This is a genomic window from Capillimicrobium parvum (genome assembly GCF_021172045.1).
Lineage (GTDB): Bacteria > Actinomycetota > Thermoleophilia > Solirubrobacterales > Solirubrobacteraceae > Capillimicrobium > Capillimicrobium parvum.
Genome location: NZ_CP087164.1, coordinates 245,552 through 269,850, shown reverse-complemented (window position 1 = coordinate 269,850; position 24,299 = coordinate 245,552). Strand labels below are relative to the sequence as shown.

Below are 24,299 nucleotides of genomic sequence, written 5' to 3'. Positions count from 1 at the left end.
CTCATGCTCTCAGACACTCCGACATCAGGTTCTCGTACGTCAGCGCCGGACCAGCGAGCTCGCGCACCACGGCGCGATCGCGGAAGATCACCGCCCGCGTGCAGAGGTGCGCAATGTCCTCGTGCTCGGAACTCACGTACAAGAACGCAGTTCCGGCACGCGCTGCATCAGCGATCAGCCTGAATATCTGGCGCTTGGCCCCCACGTCGACTCCCTGCGTCGGCTCGTGGAGGATGAGCGCGTAGGGGTTCCGACTCAACCACTTCGCGAGAATCGCCTTCTGCTGGTTGCCCCCGCTGAACGACGCGAGCGGCAGTTCGGGCACCGGCGGACGGATCTCGAACTGCGCCATCAGACCGGCCACAGCTCGGCGCTCGCGCCTGAGCCGCAGCGTGCCTTTGCGCATGTACTTCCCGAGGGTCACTGATGTGATGTTCTCCGTGGCGGTCATCGCCTGGGCGCCACCGTCGCTCAGACGGTTCGCAGGCACGAGCCCGAGCCCGGCCCGCATGGCCACCTGGGGCGAGAGATCGGCAGCGCCGATGGTCCGATCGCCGACGGCGAGCGCGCCCACGCGAGTCTCCTCGTCCCCGAACATGAGGTACGGCAGATCATCGTGACCCATGGCGGCCAACCCGGTCACGCCGACGATCTCGCCGGATCGCAACTCCAGAGACACGCTGCGGCGCAAGACGTCTCCCGCGAACCCGTTCAATGCAAGGACCACCTCAGTCCCCTGGGCCGTGCTCACCTCAGGGTACATCTCCGTCATAGGCACACCGAGCATCGCCTCGATCAGCGAGTCCTCCGTGAAGGACCCGGCAAGGTCCTGTGCCACCACCCGGCCGTCACGGAGCACCGTCACGCGGTCGCTGATCGAGAGCACCTCACCGAGCCTATGGGACACGAAGAGAACGGAGCTGCCGCGATCTGCAACCCGTCTCAGGGTCGACAGCAGCCGGCCGGCGCTCTCCGAATCCAGCGGAGCGGTCGGCTCGTCGAGCACGATCGTCCCTCCGCCAGCTTCCTGGCCAAGCGCTCGGACCACCACCAGAAGCGTCCGCTCCACGTAACTCAGGCTCCCCACGCGAGCGTCGAGATCGAGCGCCACGCCGAACTCCCCGAGCAGCCGCGCCGCGCGCCTTCGTTCCTCGCGCCAGTCGATCCGCCAGAACCTGTTCAGGTCGTAGCGGCCGACGGTCATGTTCTCGAGCACTGACCCGCCCTCGAAGAGGCCGAGATCCTGATGGACGAACCGCATGCCGGCGGCATTCGCGTCATGCGGGCTGATCGGCAGCTCGAGCGGCCGGCCAGCAGCCAATATCTGGGCCCCATCGTCGGGGGCGTGGAAGCCCGAGAGGATCTTGATCAGGGTCGACTTGCCCGAGCCGTTCTCGCCCACCAGGCCGTGGACTTCGCCCGGCACCAGTGTCAGATCTACCCCCTGAAGAACGGGGCGGCTCGCGAAGGTCTTCGAGATGTTGCGCAGCTCGATCACAGTGATGCGCCGCGCGCTCGCTCGTCATCTGGAGACATCGTTCAATTTTGCCCCCACAGCTTCTTGTACTCCGTCCGGAAGTCGGCGGGTCCGTACCACGCCTCCTCCGGCTTGCTCAGGTCGAGGGAGTCGATGTTCGATGCGTCGAACAGCCGGTTCGGCAGGTTCTCGCTCTCGACAGGCGGCTTCCCGCTCAGGATCCGAGCGGTCTGATCGATCGCGCCCCAGCCGAGCCAGACGAGCGGAGAGCCGATGTCCGCCAGCACCATGTCCTTGCGCTTCAGCGCCTGCATCACCGGGAGGGTGGCGTTGTAGCTGACGAACTTGACGTTCCCTGCCTTGCCCGTCCTCGCCACGGACGGTGCCATCGACGGCTCCATCGCGTCATAGAGCGGCACCATGTAGTTGACGTCAGGATCGCTCTTGAGCACGGAGGACGTCAGCGACGGCAGCTGGGTGTTCCACTGGACGAGCTGCACCTGCTTGGTGGCGAGCTTGCAGCCTGGGCACAGGCGCGTGTACTCCTCCGTGAACGCCTTCAGCATGGGGCCGGTGGTGGCGAGATCAGGCGAGCCCACCAGCACGGTGTTGGCCTTGCCGCCGGAATCGGTGGCGACGACGGAGGCCATCTGCCTGGCCGCGCACGTGTAGCAGAACGAGACGATCCCCTTGATGCCGAGCTGCTCGAGGGATGCGGGGGGCGCCTGCGGATCGCGGGCGGTCAGCTCGATGATCGGGATCCCGGCGCGTGCCGCCTCCTTGAGTGGCGCGGCCAGCGCCTCGGCTGGGACCGACTGCAGGATGATCGCCGCCGCCTTGCGGGACACGGCCTGGTCGATCAGCCCGGAGGCCGTCCCGACCTGTCCGCGCGAATCGACCGCGACCAGGTTCATCCCGAGCGCCTCGGCCGCCTCCTTCTCGCCCTGGACGACGGACTGCACGAACGGGAAGCTGAGTCCCGGCACGATCGCGTAGACGGTCTTGCCGGTCAGGCCGCCAGCGTCGAACGCCGGACCGGGCGCCTTGAACTGAACGGGCGCCCGGAGCTGGTCGAGCGACGTGCGCGCTTCATCAAGCGCCGCATTCTGCGTACCTGTCGCCGATGTGCCTGCGCCGCCGGTCGCGGTCGTGGACGAGTCCCCGCCTCCGCAGCCTGCCAGCATGGCCGCCACCGCGACCACAGACACGGCGCCGAGCACACACGCCCCCGCCGGTCGCCCGCGCCGACGCCACGACCACGATCCGTCCCTCTTCGGCATGTGACCCCACCCCCACGAACTCGACATCGATGACCCAATGATTGTTGTGAACCGCGCTACCGGATCGGCTCGGCGAACCGCGCGTGGAGAGCGAGAAGATCCTCCAGCGACGGAGCACCTGCCCTGCGCTCATCGATCTTGGACATGCCGCACTCCGTGGCAGCTGCGAATCGCATCCCGCCGCTGCCCTTGGCCGCCGCTTCGATCAGCTCGCGCGTTCGCTGCTCTTCGCCCTCGAAGTCGATGACGCCGAGCGCCAGTCGCTTGACCTTCAGATCGCGCAACGGCTCGTAGTAGCCGGGACTCCGGCCGGTCTCACGGTCCGCCGGCATGTGCGCGAACTCGATCTGGTCCGCGATCGCGTTGCCGAGCTGCACGCACAGCGACAGATCCTTCGGGACCGTGAAGTGACGATGTCCCAGATCGCCGTAGCAGAAGTGGACGCCTCGCTCGACGCCCGGCGCGGCGTCCAGCGCATCCCTGAGCGCCCCGGTGATGAACTCCATCGTCCCCATCCGGCCCGCCGCGACGAAGGCGCCGGTGAGCACACCGACCTCGAGCGTCACGTCGAACTGGAGGAGCAGGTCGTTCGCGGGCACCACGCGGCCGATCGCCTTCACCTCCTCGGCGATCGCCTTCGCGTACACCGGAAAGAACCGCTCCTGGTCCTGTTCGTGAACCCACGCGACGACGGTCGCATACGGCGTGGGGACCGCCACCTGGAACTTCACATCGGGTGGAACCGCGCCTTCCTCGCGCAGGCGCCGGAAGATCGCGTAGGACTCCTCGGCCGCGTCGGCATACCCGAGGGACCGGGCCGGGAGCTCCGTCACCGATGCGTCCACCGCGAGGGCCGGCATCTCCGCATACGCCCGATTCTCCGGCGCAGGCATCGTCTTCGTACCGGCGTGCTCGATTCCCTCGATCCCGGTCAGCTTGTCAAGCTGCCACGCGATCCACTGGTTGCGCTCACCGGTCTCGCCGTCGGGCAGCGCGTACAGATGCCCCGACAGGATGCGGGCCGCGAGCCGCATCGCCGTCTCGCTGTCAGCCGCCTTCATGCCGCCGACGAGATGCACTCCCACCGCAGTGTCCACCGCCACATCAACCATGCCCTCTCCTTCCGTCGAAGCTGCCGGCGCACACATCGCACGTACGACGCATCGGGATCACTAACCCGCATCCGCCGCGTTCGTCAGGACCTCGTCCGATCCGTACAGTCGTATCTCGAAATCCTCCAGCGGCCCCCCGAGACGCTGCTCGAAGACGGCGCGCTGCTGGGCCGCAAACTGCTCGGCCGCGAGGGCACGCCGCATCCCGGCGCCGTCTCGGCGGTCGCGGTACAGGAGCCGGTTGATTTCACTGATCGGTAGCGCGGGATGTGGTGACACCAGCCGCTCGACCGAGTCCCCGGCTTGAACAGATCCGGGCTCCAGAACGCGAAGATAGTAGCCAGTGAAGCCAGCGTCCTGGACCCACTTGGCGATCTTCGGCAGCGTGTAGCGGGCGGCGATCTTGAAGCACGGTTGGCGCGCCTGCGTCACCTCAGCTACGACCTGCCCGATCTGCAAGACGTCTCCAATACACGCCTGCTCCTCGGTCAAGCCTCTGACGGTGAGGTTCTCTCCGAAACCAGGGACCGGCACGTCGCGCCCGAGCCGTTGTCGCCAGTACGGGTAATGCTCCTCCGCGTAGACAAGGATCGCCTTGTCCGGCCCTCCGTGCCGGATCTGGTCTCCCTGCTCGTCACCAGCCAGACCGAGAGGCCCGACAGCAACAGGGCCCTTTTGCTCGTGCTTCACAAAGGCGGTGCGAACAGTGCCGCTTCTGTACGGGACGTCGGCTGGCTTCCCGACGCTGACAGCGACTACCGTGGGTCTAGCGCTCAACGTGTCCTCTCCATACGGGATCGTTGCTATTCGCCGAGTCCTCGCGGACTCCACCCTGCCACCCTCTCCCCTCACCGGTTCGGTACCTCAAAGCCCGAACCGGCCGTAGTTTACAGGCCACCGCGGCGCAGTGTCAAGTGTTTCTAACGACACTTGTACGGACTTCCAGGTTGCGAAGTACCATGGGCCACGGACGTCATGTGAAGTAACCGCAGCGGCCCGCCTATCAGCTCTCCGTCACTCCGTCGAGGCCACGGATGGCGGCACGATCGATCTTGCCGGACCCGGTCTTCGGCAGGTCCGCCAGAAAGACGATCTCGCGCGGATACTTGTGCGGCGAGAGCGTGCGCTTGACATGTTCGCGCAGCGCATCGGCCAGCGCCTCGCCAGGGTCGTGGCCCGGTCGCGCAACGACGTAGGCGCACGTCAGGACGAGTCCGTCGCGCGCGACGCCGGCCACCGCCGCCTCGGCGACCGCCGCGTGGTCGAGCAGGCACTGCTCGACCTCGGCCGGCGCCACCCAGATGCCCCCGACCTTCAGTAGGTCGTCGGCGCGACCGCGGTACGTGAAGTAGCCGTCCTCGTCGCGGCGCAGGAGATCTCCCGTGTGCACGACATCGCCCGCGAACGTCCGCAGGCTCTTGGGACGGTCGGCCCAGTACATGAGCGCGGCCGTCGCCCCCTGCACCCAGAGCTCGCCGTCCTCGCCATCCCCGACGTCGGCGCCGTCGGCGCCGACGAGCCGCGCGGTGTAGCCGGGAACGAGGCGCCCGATGGTCCCCGGACGCATCCGCCCGGGCGCTTGCGAGATGTAGACGTGGTAGACCTCCGAGGAGCCGAGGCCGTCGAGCACCTCGACGCCGAAGCGCTCCATCCAGCGGCCGAGCAGCGGCGCAGGAAGCGCCTCGCCGGCGGACGTGCAGAACCGCAGCGCCGAGAGATCGTGCTCGTCTGCTCCCGGTAGGTCGAGCATCTGCTGCATCATCGTCGGGACCGTGGCGAGGACGGTCGGGCGATGGCGCTCGACGAGGTCGAAGATCCGCTCGGCGGTGGAGCGCTCGGGGAACACGATGCCCGCGCCGCCGACCGCGAACGGAAAGAGCGTGGCCAGGTCCCGCGCGTAGCCGAAGAACAACTTCGGGACCGGCAGGACCACGTCGTCGGCGGTCAGCCCGAGCACCTGCTGGCCGTACCACTCCGCGCTCAGGCGCGGCGCGCTGTGCGTATGGACGGCGGCCTTCGGCGCGCCGGTGCTGCCTGTCGTGAACTTCCAGATCGCGATGTCGTCGCGGAGGGTCGGCTCGGGCTCGAGCGTGTCGGGCGCCTCACGGACCGCGGCCTCCCACGCCACCTCGCCCGCCCGCAGCTCCGTCTCTTCAACGCCCACCACGAGCACGACCGCGTCCACGTGAGCGTCGGCCGCCGCCTCGCGGACCCGTTCAATCGTGGTCGCGTCGGCAACCACCAGACGGGCGCGCGAGTACCTCAGGTAGTACGCGATGTCCTTGGCTTGGAGGAATGTGTAGGCCTCGGCGGTGACCGCGCCGATCTTGATCGTGGCGTACCAGGCGGCAACGAACTCAAAGCCGTCGGAGAGCGCCAGGAGCACCCTGTCGCCTGGGCGGACGCCGGCGGCGCGGATGACATGCCCGGCGCGGTTGGTGAGCGCGGCGAGGTCGGCGTAGCTGACCGTCGTGTCGCCGCTCACGAGCGCGGTGCGCTGGCCACGTCCCTCGTCGAGCTGACGATCGATCACCCAGCTCGCGAGGTTGAACTCCGGCGGGATGTCTTCGAGCTCCAGCGGCATCCCACGCTCAAGCGCTCGCGCCAGCTGCCGCGGCGACCGCACCGCGCCGTCCGATCGACGTCGCGATGACAAGGTTCTTGTACTCGTCGACGCGCGCCTGCTGGCCCTCGGCGACCACGACCGTCGTGATAGGCGTCCACACCACGGCCGGACCCTCGAAAGCGTTGCCGGGCTCGAGACGCTCGAAGTCGTAGCCGTCGATCTCCCGCATCTCATCGGCGATGGGCACCCAGGCCTCCACGCGCTTGACGATCGCGTGCTCGGCCGCACTGTCGCCGACGTCGGCGTGACGGAAGTCCGGCTTGCGCACGCGGCCCTCGCCGCGCATGCGGAAGCTGACCATCTCGATGCCCGCCTCGCGATAAGCCGACTCCTGCCCGTACTTCTCCCGGTAGAGGCTCTCGAAGCGATCGACGGCGCGCTCGAGCGTCGCGGCGTCGAGCGGCCCGTCGGTGTCCACCGGCACGGTGAGGATGTGGACCTGTCGCCGGTAGCGCATGTCGACCGACCGCTGGAGGTGCACGGCATCTCCGGTGAAACCCTCGTCCCCGAGCTGGTCGAGCATCCGCTGCTCGAGCTGCTCGTAGATGCCGGCCACCTCCGCGGCGTCAGCCGGGTGCTGGACGGGCTGGGTGACCTGATCTTCGTGGGCGATGTCCGACGTGATGAGACCGAACGCGCCATGCACCGACGCCGAGTACGGAACCACGATCTGCGGTGTGCCGAGCTCTTCCGCGTAGGCGCCCACGTGCATGCCGGCCGTGCCGCCGAACGAGAACAGCGCGAAGTTGCGCGGGTCCAGGCCCCGCTGGACGGTCGTCTTGTGCAGCAGGTCGTGGAAGAGGCTGTTGGCCAGCTTGTACATCGCCGCCGCCGCCTCCATCTCGTCCATGCCCATCGGCTTGGCGACCTTCTCCGCGAACGCGCGCCTGGCCAGGTCGACGTCCAGCGACTCTCGGCCGCCGAAGAAGTAGTCGGCGTTGAGGTAGCCCAGCAGCGCATCCACATCGACGATCGTCGGCTCGGTCCCGCCATGCTGGTAGACCACCGGCCCGGGGTACGACCCGGCGCTCTGCGGCCCGATCTGCGGAGTGCCGGTGCGCGGATCGATCGAGATGATGCTGCCCCCCGCCAGACCGAGGGAGACGATGTCCATCTTCGGCAGCGCGTAGTGGTAGCGGAGTACCATCGACTCGCGCTGGTACTCGATCAGGCTGTCACGCACGACGCCGACCTTGAACGTGGTGCCGCCCATGTCGGCGGCGATGATGTTCTTGGCGCCGATGAGCTCGCCCAGGCTCTTGGAGCCGACGAGACCCGAGACCGGGCCGGACTCGATCATGCCGACCGGCGCGCGCGCCGCCTTGTCGAACGGCAGGAGGCCGCCGTACGCCTGCATGACGAGCAGCACGCCGGCGAAGCCTTCGTCGCGCAGCTCCGAGGCGAGGGCGTCGAGGTATCGGTGCACCACCGGGCCGAGGCGCGCGTTCAGCGCCACGGTGGAGGTCCGCTCGTACTCGCCGACGATCGGCGCGATCTCGTGTGAGGCGGTGAAGAACGCGTCCGGACAGACCCGTCGCACGACCTCGGCGACCGCCTCCTCGGTCTCCGGGTTGGTCACCGACCAGATGAGGCTCACGCCGATCGACTCGGCGCCGGCGTCGAGGAGGCTGCGCAGCGCGGCCTCGACCTGGGCTGGATCCACCGGCACCCGGACGTTGCCCTGGGCGTCCGTGCGCCCGCGGATGCCTCGGATGAGGCTGCGCGGCACGACCGGCTCCGGCTTGTCGGTGTCGATGGGGTTGCGCTTGCCCTCCTCCGTGAGCCCCGACCAGCGGCCGTACCCGCCGCGCATCGCGAACAGCGTGTCCTCGAACCCTCCCGTGACGAGCAGTCCCGCCGTGGCCAGGGTCCCGTCGACGACCGCGTTCTCGGCGACCGTGGTGCTGTGCAGGAACAGCGTCGTCCGCGACAGCAGATCCGCGCGATCGATGCCCAGCTCGCGTGCCGCGCTCGCGACCGCATTGAGGATGCCGGTCGCGAAGTCAGGCGGCGTCGAGAACGCCTTGCCCAGCGTGACCGTCCCCTCGGCGTCCACCACGACGCAGTCGGTGCCCGTGCCGCCGATGTCGATGCCGACGACGTACTGGGGGTCGGGAGTGTGGTCGGCCATCGTCAGCTCTCCTGTCCAGGCCAGGACGTCACGGAATCGTCGAGCGGGGGGTCGTCCCGCCATACCACCTCAGTGTCGAGCAGCGTGCCACAGGTCGGGCAGCAGCATTCGAGCAGCGCGAAGTCGGGATCCTCGGAGCGGAAGGCGCCCGCCCTGGCCATCGGCGAGCGCACGATCGTCGCGCGGCGCTTCCACATCTCGCCGGCGGGCGCCACCTCGGCAGCGCACCAGGTGCACTGCGTCGCTCCGGTCGCCGTCTGCTGAAGGTACTCGCCGAGCGGGCGCCCGCTGAAGGGCACGTCGGCGCGCGTCCCCAGCGCCGGCTCCACCTCCTGCCCGATGCGCGCGGCGCGCATCGCCAGCCGCCGCCGCTCCGTAGCGGCGGCGTCGACCGCCGCGCCGGCGAGTACCACGCCGTAGACGTCGTGAGCCGCCTCCGCCGAGACGAGGCCGCGCTCGACGTCGTCGCGCACCCGGTCCGGTTCGCGGTCCAGCGGATCGCCGTAGCCGCCGCCGCCCATGAATCGTACGTACTGGATGTCCGTCACGCCGAGGTCGACGCTGCCCCAGAACTGGTCCACGCGCTCGCCGGCGACGATCTCCTGCAGGCTGTCCGGCAGATCGGCCGCGTTGGTGTCCCGGAAGGTGCTGTAGCGCACGTTCGATCCCGGATAGCCGCCGAACATCCCGAGGCTCATCGGCGCACGCGTGCCCTTGCCGAACAGGACCACGCCGAGCTCGGCGCCGCCGACGCCGGTCGGGGCGAATGCGTACTCGTGGCACACGCCGCCCCGGAACTTGCCCGGCCCGCCAGAGTCCACGACCACCCGCCGGAAGAGGTAGACGAGCGGGGTGTTGAGCTCCTGGCTCTCGGCGTTGGCCCAGCGTGAGACGACGTTCGGGATCTCCCCTCCGATGTCGACGCCGTCGGCGAACGCACGCGCGCCTCCTGAGCCGCCGAAGGTGTCGGTCAGCGGCGCGATGAAGAAGCTGCCGTCGGGCGCGATGCCGTGCGTCTCGACGTGGGCGTGGCTCCCGTGCCAGACCGCTGTGGCGCGGTCGCGGTAGCGCTCGCTGGCGCCGAACATCTTCGACAGCGCCAGCGTCGACAGGTTGTTGACGATCTGGACGGTGCCCACCGTGGCGATCGAGATCGGCGCCGGGCGACGGCAGTTGACGACCGAGCCCTCGGGCGCGACGAGCTCGAGGGCCCGCGTCACGCCCTCGTTCCACGTCACGTCCCAGGCCAGCAGCGGGAAGATCGGCGCGAACATCGCCCCCCACGTCGCCCAGTAACAGCAGTTGATCCCGAACTTCGCCTCCGGGCTCGTCCCAGTGAAGTCATAGGTCAGCGTGTCGTCTCGCTTCGTCACGGCCAGCTCGACGCGGCAGGTGGTGTCGTCGGGGAGGTCGACGTACTCCCGCACATGCCAGGTTCCGTCCGGCAGCTCTCCCAGGCGCCGGCGCACGAGGCGCTCGGACTGGTTGATGAGCTCGTCGGCGACGGCGCGGACCGTCTCGACGCCGTAGTCGGCGTAGATGCGCCTCATCCGCATCTTCGCGACGTGATTGGCGGCCAGCTGCGACTTGAGATCGAGCTGCGTCATGCCCGGGTCGCGCACCAGGTTGAGGAAGGTCTCGACGACGTCCTTGCGCAGCTTGCCGCGCTCGACGATCTTCAGACCCTTCGTCTGGAAGCCCTCCTGGAAGTTGTCGACCGCGTTGGGCGAGAAGCCGCCGGGATCGACGGCGCCGATGTCGGTGACGTGGACGAAGTTCGCCACGAACCCGGTCAGCTCGCCCTCGTAGTGGATGGGCGAGATCATGTACACGTCCGGCGGGTGCAGGGCGGCCGTGTAGGAGTCGTTGAAGAAGTAGACGTCGTCCTCGTCGATGCCCGGGTCGTCGCTGAAGTTCTCGATGATGTGCTTGACCGCCTGGGCAGCGCTGGTCAGGTGGTGCAGGAACCCGACGCCGCCCACCATGAGCCCGCCGTCCGGGAGGTAGAGCGAGGCCATCATGTCGTGGCCCTCGTTGGTGATCGGCGAGCCCGAGACGTTCTCGAGGGCGATGATCGTCTCGTCGGTCACCCGCAGGAGCTTGTGGCGAATGATCTCGAAGGTGACGGGATCGATCGCCGCGCCCTGTCCGCCTCCTGCTGCCTGTTCGGCGACTGTCATCGGTTGCCCTCCTGAGTCAGACGCGGATGTAGAGCCCCGGCGTGTCCCGACCGCCGGTTCCCGCCGCGAGGTCCCGTACCTGCTGGGTCAGCATGTCCGTGAGCGTGACGAGGCTCTGCCGACCCTCATCGACGGTCGCGTCGGCCGGCGTGCCGTTGTAGGCCTTCGGCAGCCCCATGGCGACGAAGTCCTTGGCGCCGTGCGCGATCTCGGCGGCGAGGTTCTTCGGCATCGGCTCGAGCGCCGCCATGACCTGCTCGTCGACGAGCCCGGGCCGCGCTGCGAGCACGATCGAGGTCTCGTATCGACCGGCGTGGCTGCCACCCTCGCGAACCTCGTCGGTCAGCTGCTCGGCGCGGCGCTTGCGGGTGAGGTCGAGATAGCCGACGACGTTGCCGGTGCGGCGCTCGGCCTCGTCCATCGCTCGATGCAGCGTCTTGATGTGCTCGGGCTCGAAGTGGTTGTTGACGATCACCACGTGCCCCAGCCCCTGCCGGGCCAAGGAGACGCAGATGTCGACGAGCAGCGCCAGCAGCGTCTCCTCCTCAATGTGGATCGCGCCGGGCCACGCCTTGGTGAATCGTGTCACCCCGTAGCCGATCTCGGGCAGGATCGAGACTTGGACGTCCGGGTCGTCGCGCAGCGCGCGCGCCACGCGCAGGCACATCTCCGCCGAGATGATCGGATCGGTGGCCAGGGGCGAGTGCGGCCCGTGCGGCTCGGTCGACCCCACCGGCAGCAGCAACACCACCGGGCGCGGGTCCTCGATCATGCGCGCAACCTCGGCGTACGTGCGGTTGGCGAAGTACAGACCCTCGTCATCCGCGATCCGATCCGGGCGGCCTGCGGCCTGGTCACGCCGTGCGCGTTGTCCCAACCGTTCCTCTCCCTCGTGCCGTGCCGCGGAAACTGTACATGTCGGTCTGCTGTCCTGTCGACTATCGCCGCACACGGCCCGGGTGGCGCTGTGTTCCGGGACCCTTGACAACGCCGCATTGCGGGTTGATCGCCACCGATTGCCGCGCAGGCGCCCTCCGGTCGCACCAGACCGTAGATCCAACGTCGAGGTGTCGGCAATCCATCGCAGTACTGAACCGCGCCGCGCCGGACGCCGCCTCGGACCCCGTTCCGCGCGGCGCCATCCGCGGGCGTGGGAACCACTGCTCCTCGACCCAGGGACGGGCCGGCAAAAAAATTAGACGACATCCCACCGGGCTGCCATGTAGACTGTTGGCTCATGTGGTCGCTGCGGAACCCATCCCGCGCATGAGGCTCCCTGGGTCAACCTGTATGTCCGACGAGCCGTCGAAGGGCGCCGCGTCGGGTGGGACAGGAGACGTGGCCGTCGTGCCGCAGGCGCGACAGGACGCCACACCGGGCGCGGGAGAGGCTGCGGATGGCGTGGCAGCTGCCTCTGGCGCTCGCGTGGTCGCGGCAGTCCCCCACCCCAGCCCGCAGGACGGCGGGGTCAACGGCGGACTTGTGGCCGCGACGCAGAGATTGCGGCTCCTCATTGACTGGTCCTCTACGGGGCTCCGTCCTGTAGCCGCTTGCGGTACAGCACACAGCCGGGCGAGGCTGGTCGCACGACGGCCCTCCCAGGGGACAGCGCGACCGGCCTTCACCCGGCGGGGGCCGTGGCCAGCGCGAAGCTACGGTCGGCGTCAGGTCCGAGAGGTTGCCCAATGAGCCGGGTCGTGGTGGTGACCGGGGGGGCCAAAGGGATCGGCCGTGCCGCGGCGGGCGCGTTCGCCGCGCTCGGCGACCGCGTGTTCGCGCTCGGTCGCGACGAGACGGCGCTGGCGAAGCTCGCGCCGTCGCTCGGCCTGCCCGGCGAGACGGTGCAGACGCGCGTCTGCGACGTGGCCGACGAGGCGCAGGTCGCCGAAGCGTTCCACGCGATCGGGCCGGTCGACGTGCTCGTCAACAACGCGGGGATCGCGGAGAGCGCGCCCTTGGCGCGCACGAGCCTGGAGAGCTGGCAGCGCCACTTCGCGGTCAACGCGACCGGGGCGTTCCTGTGCACGCGGGCGGTCGTCGACGGCATGCGCGAGCGTGACCACGGGGCGATCGTGACGGTCGCCTCGACGGTGGCGAAGGTCGGTGCGCCGTACACCGCCGCGTACACGGCGTCCAAGCATGCCGCCGTGGGCCTGATGCGTGCGACGGCCGCCGAGATGGCCGGTACCGGGGTGCGCGCGAACGCCGTGTGCCCCACGTACGTCGACACGGAGATGACGCAGCGCTCGGTCGCGCACATCGCCCAGAGGACCGGGCGCCCGGCCGAGGACGGCGTGGCCGCTCTGGCCGCCGCGGCGCCGCTCGGTCGCCTGCTGGACCCGCACGAGGTGGCGGCCGCGGTTGTGTGGCTGGCCTCGCCCGAAGCGGCATCGATCAACGGCCAGGCGCTGGTCCTGGACGGAGGAGGCATCCAGACGTGAGTCCTTTTCGCGCATCCGCCGCGATCACCGAGAAGTGGGAGCACTTCCGCTTCGAGGTCTCTGACGGGGTGGCCACGGTCACCCTCGACCGGCCGGACAAGCTCAACGCGCTGACGTTCGAGTCCTACGCCGATCTGCGCGACCTCGTCGCCGAGCTGCCGCAGCGCGGCGACGTCAAGGTGCTCGTGCTGGCCGGCGAGGGGCGCGGCTTCTGCTCGGGCGGCGACGTCGAGGAGATCATCGGCGAGCTGCAGAAGATGAAGGCCGCCGAGCTGCTGGAGTTCACGCGAATGACGGGCTCCGTCGTCGAGGCGCTGCGCACGGTGCCGATCCCGGTGATCGCGTCCATCAACGGCGTCGCCGCCGGCGCCGGGTCGGTGCTCGCGCTGGCCAGCGACTTCCGGCTGCTGTCGCGGTCGGCGTCGTTCCGCTTCCTGTTCACGCACGTCGGGCTGTCGGGCGCGGACATGGGCTCGGCGTATCTGCTGCCGCGCATCGTCGGGGCGGGCCGCGCGACGCAGATGCTCATGCTCGGCGACAAGGTGACGGCCGAGGAGGCGCTCGCCGCGGGCCTGGCCTCCAGCGTCGTCGAGCCCGACGAGCTGCCTGAGGCGACCCGCGCGCTCGCGCGCCGCCTCGCCGACGGGCCGGCGCTGGCCTACGGGACGACGAAGGCGCTGATCCAGCGCGAGCTCGACATGAACCTGTCGGGCGCGATCGAGATGGACGCGATGACCCAGGCGCTGCTGATGCTCAGCCACGACCATGGCGAGTTCTACACGGCGTGGAGCGAGGGGCGCAAGCCCGATTGGCAGGGCCGCTGAGATGGCACACGAGACCGTCACGTCACCCGACCTCGCGCCGCCGGTCGGCTACGCGCACGCCGTGATCGCGGCGCCCGGGCGCTACGTCGCGCTCGGCGGCCAGACCGCGCTCGGCCCCGACGGCACCACGATCCAGGGCAGCACGATGGCCGAGCAGTTCGACGCCGCGGCCGGCAACGTGATCGCCGCGCTGACCGCCGCCGGCGGCAAGCCCTCGGACATCATCTCGATGCAGATCTTCGTCACCGACGTGCCCGCCTACAAGGCGGCGCTGCGCGACCTCGGGCCGCTCTGGCACAAGCACTTCGGCCGCCGCTATCCCGCCGCCGGGCTGTTCGGCGTGACGCGCCTCTACGACGACGAGGCGCTCATCGAGCTCATGGCCGTCGCGGTCGTCGAGGAGTCGAGATGACCGCGACCGCCGCCACCGCCACGGCGATGTCCGCGCCGCTGCTCGACGCCCACCTCGACGACGGCCAGCTCGAGCTGCTCGCCGGCACGGCGCAGGCCGCGCGCGAGCGCCTGGCGCCGGTCGCCGAGGCCGGCGCGCCCGGCGAGGTCAACCGCGAGCTCATGGCCGGCCTCGCGCAGACCGGGCTGCTCGGCCGGCTGTTTCGCCGCGACGGCGACCGCTGGGCGCCGGACGTCGGCGCGATGGAGCTGTGCCTGATCCGCGAGGGCCTGGCCCGCTACTGCACCGAGGCCGAGACGGCGTTCGCCGTCCAGGGCCTCGGCTCGTTCCCGATGCTGCAGTCCGGCAGCGCGCAGCTCGTCGAGGCGTGGGCGCCACGCCTGGCCACGGGCGAGGCGGTCGCCGGCTTCGCGCTCACCGAGCCGCAGTCGGGCAGCGATGTCGCGGCGCTCGCGCTGCAGGCCCGCCGCGACGGCGACGGCTTCGTCCTGACCGGCGAGAAGGTCTACATCTCCAACGCCCCCGACGCCGACGCCTACTCCGTGTTCGCCCGCACCACCGAGGGCGCCGGCGCCCGCGGGCTGACCGCGTTCTGGGTGCCGCGCGACTCGCCCGGCCTCGAAGGGCAGCGCATCGACCTCCTCTCGCCGCACCCCATCGGACGGCTCGTGTTCGACGGCGTGCGCGTCGAGCCCGAGCAGGTGCTCGGCGACGTCGACGCCGGCTTTCGCGTCGCGATGCGCACGCTCGACCTCTTCCGTCCCAGCGTCGGCGCGTTCGCGGTCGGCATGGCGCAGGCCGCGATCGCCGCGGCGCGCGACCACGCCGCCACGCGTCAGGCGTTCGGCCGGCCGATCAAGGACTTCCAGGGCATCTCCCATCGCCTGGCCGACGTCGCCACCCGCGTGCAGGCCGCCCGTCTGCTCGTCCATCACGCCGCGACCGCCTATGACCGCGGCGTGCGCCCGGTGACGCAGACCGCGGCGATGGCCAAGCTCATGGCGACGGAGACCGCTCAGGAAGCCGTCGATCTCGCCGTGCAGGTGCATGGCGCCCGCGCGCTCGAGCGTGGGCATGTCCTGGAGCATCTGTACCGCGAGGTTCGTGCGCCGCGCATCTATGAAGGCGCATCCGAGATCCAGCGCGAGATCATCGCGCGCGCTCTGTTTGCCACCGTCAGCGAGGACCAGCGATGAAGATCGCCATCACGGGCGGCGGGCCGGGGGGCCTGTATGCCGCGATCCTGTTCAGTCGCCTCGGCGCCGGCCATGAGGTCACGGTGTGGGAGCGCAACGCGCCGGATGACACGTTCGGCTTCGGGGTCGTGTTCTCCGACGAGACGCTGACCGCGTTCGAGGCGGCCGACCCGCCGACGTTCGCGCAGATCACCGAGAGCTTCGCGCGGTGGTCGGACATCGACATCCACTATCGCGGGACGGTCCAGCGCTCCGGGGGCCACGGGTTCTCGGCGCTGAGCCGCCAGCAGCTGCTGCACATCCTGCAGTCGCGCGCGATCGAGCTCGGCGTCGAGGTGCACTTCCAGGCCGAGGCGCCGCCGATCGAGCAGCTGACCGCCGGCTATGACCTGGTGATCGCGTCCGACGGCATCAACAGCGTGGTGCGCGAGACGCTCGCCGACCGGTTCGAGCCGTCGCTGGACCGCCGCAGGTGCAAGTTCATGTGGCTGGGCACCGACCTCGTCTTCGAGGCGTTCACCTTCCACATCGTCGAGACCGAGTGGGGCGTCTTCCAGATCCACGGGTATCCGTATGACGCGACGATGAGCACGTTCATCGTCGAGACCGACGAGCAGACGTGGCGGCGCGCCGGCCTCGACGCCACCGAGCACCACCAGTTCGCCCCGGGCGAGAACGACGAGGAGGCGATCGCGTTCTGCCGCGAGGCCTTCGCCGACATCCTGCAGGGCCACTCGCTCGTCGCGAACAACTCGCGGTGGCTGAACTTCCAGACCGTGCGCAACGAGCACTGGTCGGCGGGCAACGTCGTCCTGCTCGGCGACGCGGCGCACACCGCGCACTTCTCGATCGGCTCGGGCACGAAGCTGGCGATGGAGGACGCGATCGCGCTGGCCTGGGCGTTCCGCGACCACGACGGCGACGTCCCCGACGCGCTGGCCGCCTACGAGGCCGAGCGCCGGCCGGTCGTCGCGAGCACGCAGCGCGCCGCGCAGGCCAGCCTGGAGTGGTTTGAGGGCATCAGCCGCTATGTCGGCCAGGACCCGTGCACGTTCGCGTTCAACCTGCTGACGCGCAGCCGCCGCATCACGTACGACAACCTGCGAGTGCGCGACGCGGACTTCGTGCAGCGCGTCGACGAGGTCTTCTGCGGCGCCGGCACCGGCGGCGCGGCCAGCAACGGGCGCGGCCAGACCCGGCCGCCGATGTTCATGCCGTTGCGCCTGCGCGACCTCGAGCTCGCAAACCGCGTGATCGTCTCGCCGATGGACATGTACTCGGCGGTCGACGGCACGGTCGGCGACTTCCACCTCGCCCACCTCGGCACACGCGCCGAGGGCGGCGCGGCCATGGTCATGACCGAGATGATCTGCGTGTCCGCCGAGGGCCGCATCACCCCCGGCTGCGGCGGCCTGTACCGCGACGACCACATCGCCGGCTGGAAGCGGGTCGTCGACTTCGTCCACGCCTACACCCCCGCACGGATCGGCGCCCAGATCGGCCACAGCGGCCGCAAGGGCTCCACCAAGCTCATGTGGGAGGGCATCGACGAACCGCTGCCCGAGGGCGGCTGGGACGTCATCGCGCCCTCGCCGCTGCCCTACTTCCCGCACAGCCCCGTCCCGCGCGAGATGACCCGCGCCGACATGGACGCGGTGACGGCCGACTTCGTCGCCACGACCGAACGCGCCGCCGACTGCGGGTTCGACCTGCTCGAGGTGCACTTCGCCCACGGCTACCTGCTGTCGTCGTTTCTCTCCCCGCTGACCAACCAGCGCACCGACGAATACGGCGGCACGCTGAAGGCGCGCGCCAAGTTCCCGCTCGAGGTCCTCGACGCCTGCCGCGCGGTGTGGCCAGCGCAGAAGCCGATGTCGGTGCGCATCTCAGCCACCGACTGGACCCCCGGCGGCTTCGACGGCGACGACGCCGTCGAGCTGGCGCGGATGCTGCGCGAGCACGACGTCGACATCGTCGACGTCTCCAGCGGCCAGGTGTGGGCCGACGACGCGCCCGCCTACGGCCGCAGCTTCCAGACGCCGTTCGCCGACCGCATCCGCCACGAGGTCGGGATCCCGACCATCGCCGTCGGCGCGATCTCCAGCTGGGACGACGTCAACACCACCATCCTCGCCGGCCGCGCCGACCTCTGCGCCCTCGGCCGCCCCCACCTCTACGACCCCTTCTGGACCCTGCACGCCGCCAGCGAACAGGGCTACTACCACCGCGAACACTGGATCCCCCAATACCAAGGCGGCTCCTGGCGCCCGATGGACGGCCGCCTCGACGCCACCAAGCCCCCACCCCGCTCCTTCGACACCGCCGCCGAGGCGCGCGGGTCCGGGCGCTGGAAGCCCGCCGCCGCCTGAGCGGCGGCGTCACGCCGCCGGAGACGCTGAGCCCTCGACGAGGTGCGACGGTGCCTCGTAGTCCTGTGACTGGGAGCGGACCCACGTCTTCAGGGTCACAAGGGTCTTCGTCGAGCTGATCCGGCTGTCACGCCGGATCTGGTTGATGACCCGGTGAAGATCGCCGACGTTCTCGGCTCTGAGCAGGAGGAGGAGATCCGGGTCGCCGGCGATGACCGACACCTCCTGGACCTCCGGCACGCACTGCACGAAGTCCATGACGTCCTCCAGCGCCCCCGGGCCGACACAGACCTCCGTGTAGGCCTCGAGCGCGGCCGTCACCTTCGACGGGTCGAGTACCACGGTGTAGCCCCGGATGACGCCAGTGCGCTCGAGGCGTTCTATCCGCCGCTTGACCGGAGCGAGCGACAGATTCACCCGGCCGGCGATGTCCGTGACGGTCCGTCGAGCGTCCTCCCGAAGCAGCTCCAGAATTGCATGATCGATCTGGTCAAGGAGCTCCGGGGCGGCCATCCGATTCGATGGCGGAGCGTATCGTGACAGCGGCGGCCGCGCGCCACAGGACTCGTTCACACGGGGACCTGGCCACCGATCGCATACGTGACGTTGCTCGCCGCCTGCTCGAGGCGCGCCAGCCGCCGTTCGAAGTCCTGCCAGCCGGTGGGAAAGGGCAGACCTTCAAGGCCGAGGACGAAGGACACCCGTCCGTCCGGCCCGAACACGGGCACCGCCAACCAGTCGACCTCCTGGACGCGTCGCGGCGAGAAGTCCAGGACGTCGACGGTGAGGTTCTCGATCAGCTCGAGCTGATCGCGGCTGAGCTCCTCGGCCCGCGCGGGAAGCCGCTGCTCGGCCATCATCCGCAGCAGCTGCTCGTTGCGCGGATTCGCCGGGTCGGCGAGATACACGGAGTACCCTCGGGCGCGGACCTGCTCGAGGCGCAGCCGGGCGGACTGTCGGGCCTCTTCGCCGGCGACGAACCCGAGCCAGATCTCGACCAGGTCGGGGTCCTCCCAGGCCATGAACAGCGATGCGAGCGGCGGGATCGCCGGGATCCGGCTGCCGATGGTCATGGCCACGGTGCTGCGCAGGTCGGGAAGGTTGCCCGCGCTGGCGATGAACACGACCTCGTTGTCGACGAGCGTCTGGGCCACGACGCGACCGCCGAGCTCCTCCGCGGCGGACTCCATCTCGGCGCGGGCGCGGTCCACGAGGTTCAGCGGATTCATCAGATCCGCCCCTCGAGCGGCAAGCGACAACGCGGCGAAGCGCCCGAACCCGCCGCGGCACGAGACCAGCGGCACGCCGTCGTTCTCGCCGACTGCCCGGACTCGCCCGACGACGAGCTGGTGATCGCCCGTGTCATCGACGCGGTCGAGGGCGCATTCCATCCACGCGACGACACCGTCGATGACCGGCGCCCCGCCGGAGCTCGGGTGCCATTGCACGGTCGCAAACTGGTGGGGCGCATCGACGGCGAACTGTCGTGACAGATGCTCCTGCTGCGCCGACAGGACGTTCACGCAAAAGGTCCGGCGAGCGGCGATCTCCACCCATGCGGGAGAGTCCTTGGGCGGGACGAACGCGACGAGCGGCGGATCGATCGATACGGGGATGAAGCGGCTCGTCACCAAGCCGTGGGGCAGGCCGTCCTCGGCGATCCCCGTGACGACGCAGACGCCCGTCGGATACCCACCGAGGGCCCTCCGGAGCCCTCCACCGTCTGCAACCACACCGAAGCCCATTTCCTGTGTCATCAGCGTCTGACCTGCGCCCGTGCAGTCGGCGCTTCGTTGCCTGCCATCTTGCTCTTCACCACTTTCTAGCCAACTGCCATGAGTGCTTCGCCCGCCCCATCGCCACAAACAGCACGAGGCCGGCGAGCAGACCCCAGAGCGGTGCGCCGATGCCCCACAACATCAGCGGCGAGGCACAGATGCCCATCGCGACGATGGACGCCAAGCGCTGCCCCGGAGGCTCGAGCGCCGCCGTGAGCGACCGGCGCAGCGTCGCGAGGAGCGCCAGGCCGGCGACCGCCTTGACCGCCAGCAGCGGAGCCGACGCCAGAACGGCCATCACGAGCCCCGAGCACAGGCCAAGCACGACATAGACGGCGCCGGCGCCGGCTGCCGCGATCCACCGGCGAGCGGGCACCGGATCGACCGACGGCGCTGCGAGCATCGCCGCGGTGATGGCCGCCAGGTTGAGCGTGTGCGCCCCGAAGGGGGCGATCAAGGCGCTGGCGCCGCCTGTGGAGACGAGGATGGGCCTGAGCGGGGGCCGGTAGCCGTAGCTCCGCAGAACACTGAGCCCCGGGATGTTCTGCGAGGCCATGGTGACGATGAAGAGCGGCAGGGCGAGCCCCGCCACCCCGGCCACCGTGAACGCCGGCAACGTGAACGACAGCTCCGGCAGGCCGCCGCCGAACCCGCCGCCGGGCTCGAGCGGGTCGATGGCGACCGCGATCGCCATGACTGCGAACGCGCCCGGGACGGCCCAACGGGCGCGCCACCACATCAGCAGCAGCCAGGTCACGACGGTCGGGATCGCCACGGAGGGAGACCGGAACACCGCCTCGAGGGGCGCCAGGCAGACCGGCACGAGGACACCCGCCAGCACCGCGTTGGCCAGCGGTGCCGGGATGGCCTCCAAAGCCGAGCCGAACCGCCGCCACAGCCCGGCCACCACGAGCAGCAGCCCACACACGACGAACGCACCGAGCGCCGCCGGATAGCCACCGTCGATCGCCCCGTTGGAGGCCAGGAGCGCGGCGCCCGGGGTCGACCAGGCAATGCCGATCGGCATGCGGTAGCGGGCGGCGAGCACGATGCCCACGACCCCGGCCCCGACCGTCAGCACCAGGATCCCGGACGCCGCCTCGGCGTTGGTGGCGCCGATCGCTCGGTAGCCCGCCAGCACGATCGCGAACGTGCCGGCGAAGCCCACGAGCGCCGTCACGACGCCGGCGATGACCGGCGACGTGACGCGGCTCATGCAGGCAGGAAAGCGATGGCATCAATCTCGATGAGACCGTCGAAGAGGAGACCGGCAACCTGCACTGCGGTGGAGCTCGGGAGGTCGTCGTCGAACCGCTCGCCGCGGATCCGCGAGAAGTCGCCGTACTCATCGAGGGAGGTCAGATAGCTCGTTATCCGCACGACGCTGGCCAGAGTCGCGCCGTGCGCAGCGAGAGCCTGCTCGATCTGATCGAAGCAGGAGCCGGTCTGCTCGGCCAGCGTGTCGCCCGTACCGATCACCCCCGAGACGTAGATCAGCTCGCCCGGGCCCTGAACGCTCGTCGACAGGCTGTAGCCGACGCCGCCGGAGTGCGCCTTGCGATGGATGCTCATGCTCCTCGTTCTCCGTTCATGATGGTGATCGTCCTGCGGTCACGCGAACGCGCCGCCCGGATCGTGCACCGCACGCCCGCCGACGAGCGTGAGCGCCACATCGAGCTCCGTGAGCGCATCGAGCTCACATGTGAGCGGGTCCTCGCGGAAGGCGACGATGTCGGCGAGCTGTCCGGGCACGAGCGAGCCACGGCGATCGCCCTCGCCGACGAACTCGGCTGCGCGATTCGTGTAGAGCTCGAACGCGGTGCGCCGGTCGATCGCCGAGCGCGCGCCCTGCACGCCGGCGACGGCCGTCTCGCGGGTCACCATCCCGCGGACGCCGGCGAGGACGTCCCAGTCCGCCACGAACGCGTCGCTTCCGCCGCCGACGACCGCGCCCTCCTCGATCCACTCGCGGATCGGGAAGATCCGGTCCGCGCGCTCAGGGCCCCAGTAGCGCACCGCGTTGGCGGCGAGCCGGTAGAGGACCGGATACTGGACGCTGATCCCGATCCCGAGCTCGATCGCCCGTCGGCGCACATCCGGGCCGGCCAAGCCCGCGTGCTCGATGACGAGCGTCCCCGGCGGCAGGTCGGGGCGCGTGCGTAGCACCCGCTCGTAGACGTCGACGAGCGTGCGGGTGGTGAAGTCGCCGAACGCGTGCGCGCCGACCTTCCACCCGCGGTCAAGGCCCACGGTCACGAGCTGCTCGATCTCGTCGGGCTCGATGAGCAGGTGGCCGCGGAAGTCGGGGTCGTTCGCGTAGGGCTCGTCCATGGCGGCCGCCTCGACACCGCCATCGAGCAGCAGCTTGAGCGCGTCGATGCGCAGCATGTCGTCCCCGAAACCGGTATGGACAGGCCAGCTCTCGATCTCGGCGATCTTCGCTTCGGTGTCACCCGTCAGCGTGAGCATGATCATCATCCGCGACCGCGTGGTCAGCCCGCCGCGGTCGTGCAGCGCCTGGAACACCTGCGGCGCCCCCGGGTCGGATCCCGCATCGCGCACGGCGGCGATACCGTGCGCGTTGAGCTCCCGACAGAGCTTGCCGAGCGCGTCGACGCGGTCCTCAAACGAGAACGGTGGAAGGAGGTCCAGGACGGGCTTCATCGCCAGCGGTTCGATGAGCCACCCGGTGGGGCTCCCGTCGGAGCCCCGGACGATCGTGCCGCGCTCCGGGTTCGGCGTGTCTCGATCGATGCCCGCCCGCGCGAGCGCCATGGAGTTCGCGACGAGGTTGTGCCCGCCGCGACGCAGCACCACAGGATGCTCACGCGTCGCCGCGTCGATCTCCTGGGCGGTCGGCATGCGGTTCTCGGCGAGGGTCGTCTCGTGCCAGCTCGCGGAGCTGACGATCCACTCGCCGGGCGGCGTCTCACGGGCGCGCACGGCAACGGCGCCCACGACGTCCGCGATGCAGCGCGTGTGCCCCAGCGCCACGCCGTGCGCGTCCACCGCCGTCCACATCTGGTGCATGTGCGTGTCGTGAAATGCCGGCAGCAGCACAAGCTCGGGGTCGTGCACCACGCGGGTTCGAGCACCGATCAACTCGTCGAGATCATCGGGACGGTCCCCCATCGCCAGGATCTCGGTCCCGCGGATCGCCAGCGAACGCGCACGGCGATCTGAGCCGTCGAACGCGTGGATCGCTCCAGCTCGAACGACGACGTCGGCGGTGACGGCGGTCATGACGCGGTCTCGATGGCCTCGTCCTCCGCGCCGACCATGGCCTGCATCTTGCGCGTGCGGTCATGGTCGTCGCCGTAGTACTTCTTCGTCGAGTCCAGGAACGCCTCATTGACCTTGGGAGCGATCACGCCCTTGCGGCTCTTGCCCCAGGCGTAGGACTGCTCCAGGCCGGCGATGCTGCCCTGGTACCGCGGCATCACCTCGTTGGCGAACAGCTCGAAAGAGCGCATCTGCGCATCGTGGTCGGCCCAGTCGCAGATCATGTTCAGGAAGGTGCCGAACCCGCCCGATGACTCGATCATGTTGTCGATCATGGCGATGGCGTCGTCGGGCGTCCCGATGACGGCCGCTCCGATGTCGATCATCCGCTCGGCCGCCTCGCGCGGCGTCCGTGCGTCACCGACCAGCGGCAGGTTGGCGACCTCGAGCTCGTACTCGACCCACTCCTTGATCCCGTACTCGACCTCCGCCAGCGCCTGCTCGCGCGTCGGGGCGATGTGCCACGGAGCGACCACGCGCCAGTTGTCCCGGCTGGCGACGTTCCCGTGGCGCTCGCTCGTCTCTTCATAGACGCTCCAGAACGCTCCGAGCGCCTCCACGCCGTCCTCGAGCAGTGTCGCGCCGATCGACAGGAGCGAGGCGCCGAGCCGTCCCGCCAGCTCGGGTCCGGACGGCGAGAGCAACGACGCCACCGCGATCTCGAAGCACGGCCGCTGGTAAGGCCGCATGTGCAGGTGCGCCTCGCGGACAGTGAACCAATCGGACTCGCGGTTGACCGGCGCGTCGCCGTTGAGCAACTCGACGATCACCTCGAGCGACTCCGACATCCGCCGCCGCTGGTCCTTGGGCTCGATGCCGCGCTGGTAGGCGTCGACAGCGAGGGCCCCGGGACCGACGCCCATCATGACGCGTCCTCGGGTGATGTGATCGAGGAACACCATGCGCTCCGCCACATTGAGTGGATGGTGGTAGGCGAGGGAGATGACACCGGTCCCGAGCATGATGTGACGGGTCCGCTCGGCCATCGTGGCGATCATGATCTCCGGTGAGGGAATGAGCTCGACGCCACCGGAATGGTGTTCGCCAATCCACGCCTCGTCGTACCCGAGGCGGTCCATGTTCGCTATCAACTCGATGTCGTGCTCGAGCGCGAGCGTCGGATTCTTACGCTTTGCGTGAAACGGCGCCAGGAACACTCCGAACTTCATGTCGCTACATCTCCGTTCGATG

Annotated in this window: 19 protein-coding genes; 5 read left to right on the top strand and 14 right to left on the bottom strand. The window is 69.6% G+C overall.

Annotated features, from left to right (window positions below; all coding sequences use genetic code 11):
* Position 1 precedes the first annotated feature (1 nt).
* The 8 genes from DSM104329_RS01265 to DSM104329_RS01230 all read right to left on the bottom strand — a co-directional run bounded on the left by DSM104329_RS01265 (position 2) and on the right by DSM104329_RS01230 (position 11,683).
* Positions 2-1,498, bottom strand: coding sequence for a sugar ABC transporter ATP-binding protein (locus DSM104329_RS01265; RefSeq protein WP_259313579.1), 1,497 nt, complete (start codon positions 1,496-1,498; stop codon positions 2-4).
* A 41-nt stretch (positions 1,499-1,539) separates the two neighbouring features.
* On the bottom strand, positions 1,540-2,685 hold the full coding sequence (locus DSM104329_RS01260; protein WP_259313578.1) for a sugar ABC transporter substrate-binding protein: 1,146 nt from the start codon (positions 2,683-2,685) through the stop codon (positions 1,540-1,542).
* Between the two features lie 128 nt (positions 2,686-2,813).
* Entirely contained in the window at positions 2,814-3,905 is a 1,092-nt protein-coding gene (locus DSM104329_RS01255) for a uroporphyrinogen decarboxylase/cobalamine-independent methonine synthase family protein (protein ID WP_259313577.1), read from the bottom strand.
* Positions 3,906-3,929: 24 nt separating this feature from the next.
* Positions 3,930-4,646: an MOSC domain-containing protein gene (locus DSM104329_RS01250; RefSeq protein ID WP_259313576.1), complete on the bottom strand. Its 717-nt coding sequence runs from the start codon at positions 4,644-4,646 to the stop codon at positions 3,930-3,932.
* 226 nt (positions 4,647-4,872) lie between these two features.
* Entirely contained in the window at positions 4,873-6,453 is a 1,581-nt protein-coding gene (locus tag DSM104329_RS01245) for a benzoate-CoA ligase family protein (protein WP_259313575.1), read from the bottom strand.
* 7 nt (positions 6,454-6,460) lie between these two features.
* Positions 6,461-8,626 (bottom strand): hydantoinase/oxoprolinase family protein, encoded by a 2,166-nt coding sequence (locus DSM104329_RS01240; RefSeq protein WP_259313574.1) that lies wholly within the window; start codon positions 8,624-8,626, stop codon positions 6,461-6,463.
* A gap of 2 nt (positions 8,627-8,628) precedes the next feature.
* Positions 8,629-10,806 (bottom strand): hydantoinase B/oxoprolinase family protein, encoded by a 2,178-nt coding sequence (locus tag DSM104329_RS01235; RefSeq protein ID WP_259313573.1) that lies wholly within the window; start codon positions 10,804-10,806, stop codon positions 8,629-8,631.
* Between the two features lie 16 nt (positions 10,807-10,822).
* Positions 10,823-11,683 carry a creatininase family protein gene (locus DSM104329_RS01230; RefSeq protein WP_259313572.1) on the bottom strand — a complete coding sequence of 287 codons (861 nt, stop codon included), beginning with the start codon at positions 11,681-11,683 and terminating at the stop codon, positions 10,823-10,825.
* 808 nt (positions 11,684-12,491) lie between these two features.
* Here DSM104329_RS01230 and DSM104329_RS01225 point away from each other — a divergent pair.
* The 5 genes from DSM104329_RS01225 to DSM104329_RS01205 are packed head-to-tail and all read left to right on the top strand — an operon-like array spanning position 12,492 to position 18,048.
* Entirely contained in the window at positions 12,492-13,247 is a 756-nt protein-coding gene (locus DSM104329_RS01225) for an SDR family NAD(P)-dependent oxidoreductase (protein WP_259313571.1), read from the top strand.
* A complete protein-coding gene (locus tag DSM104329_RS01220) occupies positions 13,244-14,071 on the top strand; it encodes an enoyl-CoA hydratase family protein (RefSeq protein ID WP_259313570.1) in 828 nt (275 codons plus the stop codon). The genes DSM104329_RS01225 and DSM104329_RS01220 overlap by 4 nt, the downstream gene beginning before the upstream one ends.
* Position 14,072: 1 nt before the next feature.
* A complete protein-coding gene (locus tag DSM104329_RS01215) occupies positions 14,073-14,483 on the top strand; it encodes a RidA family protein (protein ID WP_259313569.1) in 411 nt (136 codons plus the stop codon).
* Positions 14,480-15,679, top strand: coding sequence for an acyl-CoA dehydrogenase family protein (locus DSM104329_RS01210; protein ID WP_259313568.1), 1,200 nt, complete (start codon positions 14,480-14,482; stop codon positions 15,677-15,679). Before DSM104329_RS01215 ends, DSM104329_RS01210 begins: the two co-directional genes overlap by 4 nt.
* Positions 15,676-18,048 carry a bifunctional salicylyl-CoA 5-hydroxylase/oxidoreductase gene (locus tag DSM104329_RS01205; protein WP_259313567.1) on the top strand — a complete coding sequence of 791 codons (2,373 nt, stop codon included), beginning with the start codon at positions 15,676-15,678 and terminating at the stop codon, positions 18,046-18,048. The genes DSM104329_RS01210 and DSM104329_RS01205 overlap by 4 nt, the downstream gene beginning before the upstream one ends.
* 9 nt (positions 18,049-18,057) lie before the next feature.
* Here the strand turns inward: DSM104329_RS01205 and DSM104329_RS01200 are convergent, their stop codons facing one another.
* From DSM104329_RS01200 to DSM104329_RS01175, 6 genes are read right to left on the bottom strand one after another with little or no spacing between them, the layout of a single operon-like run.
* Positions 18,058-18,561, bottom strand: a complete 504-nt coding sequence (locus tag DSM104329_RS01200) for an Lrp/AsnC family transcriptional regulator (protein WP_259313566.1) — start codon at positions 18,559-18,561, stop codon at positions 18,058-18,060.
* Positions 18,562-18,617: 56 nt separating this feature from the next.
* Positions 18,618-19,913, bottom strand: coding sequence for a flavin reductase (locus tag DSM104329_RS01195; RefSeq protein ID WP_259313565.1), 1,296 nt, complete (start codon positions 19,911-19,913; stop codon positions 18,618-18,620).
* Entirely contained in the window at positions 19,861-21,042 is a 1,182-nt protein-coding gene (locus DSM104329_RS01190; RefSeq protein WP_259313564.1) for a benzoate/H(+) symporter BenE family transporter, read from the bottom strand. Before DSM104329_RS01190 ends, DSM104329_RS01195 begins: the two co-directional genes overlap by 53 nt.
* Positions 21,039-21,398 carry a RidA family protein gene (locus tag DSM104329_RS01185; RefSeq protein WP_259313563.1) on the bottom strand — a complete coding sequence of 120 codons (360 nt, stop codon included), beginning with the start codon at positions 21,396-21,398 and terminating at the stop codon, positions 21,039-21,041. Before DSM104329_RS01185 ends, DSM104329_RS01190 begins: the two co-directional genes overlap by 4 nt.
* Positions 21,399-21,437: 39 nt before the next feature.
* Entirely contained in the window at positions 21,438-23,069 is a 1,632-nt protein-coding gene (locus tag DSM104329_RS01180; RefSeq protein ID WP_259313562.1) for an amidohydrolase, read from the bottom strand.
* Complete coding sequence (locus DSM104329_RS01175; RefSeq protein WP_259313561.1) at positions 23,066-24,277, bottom strand: LLM class flavin-dependent oxidoreductase; 1,212 nt, start codon at positions 24,275-24,277, stop codon at positions 23,066-23,068. Before DSM104329_RS01175 ends, DSM104329_RS01180 begins: the two co-directional genes overlap by 4 nt.
* Positions 24,278-24,299: the final 22 nt, after the last annotated feature.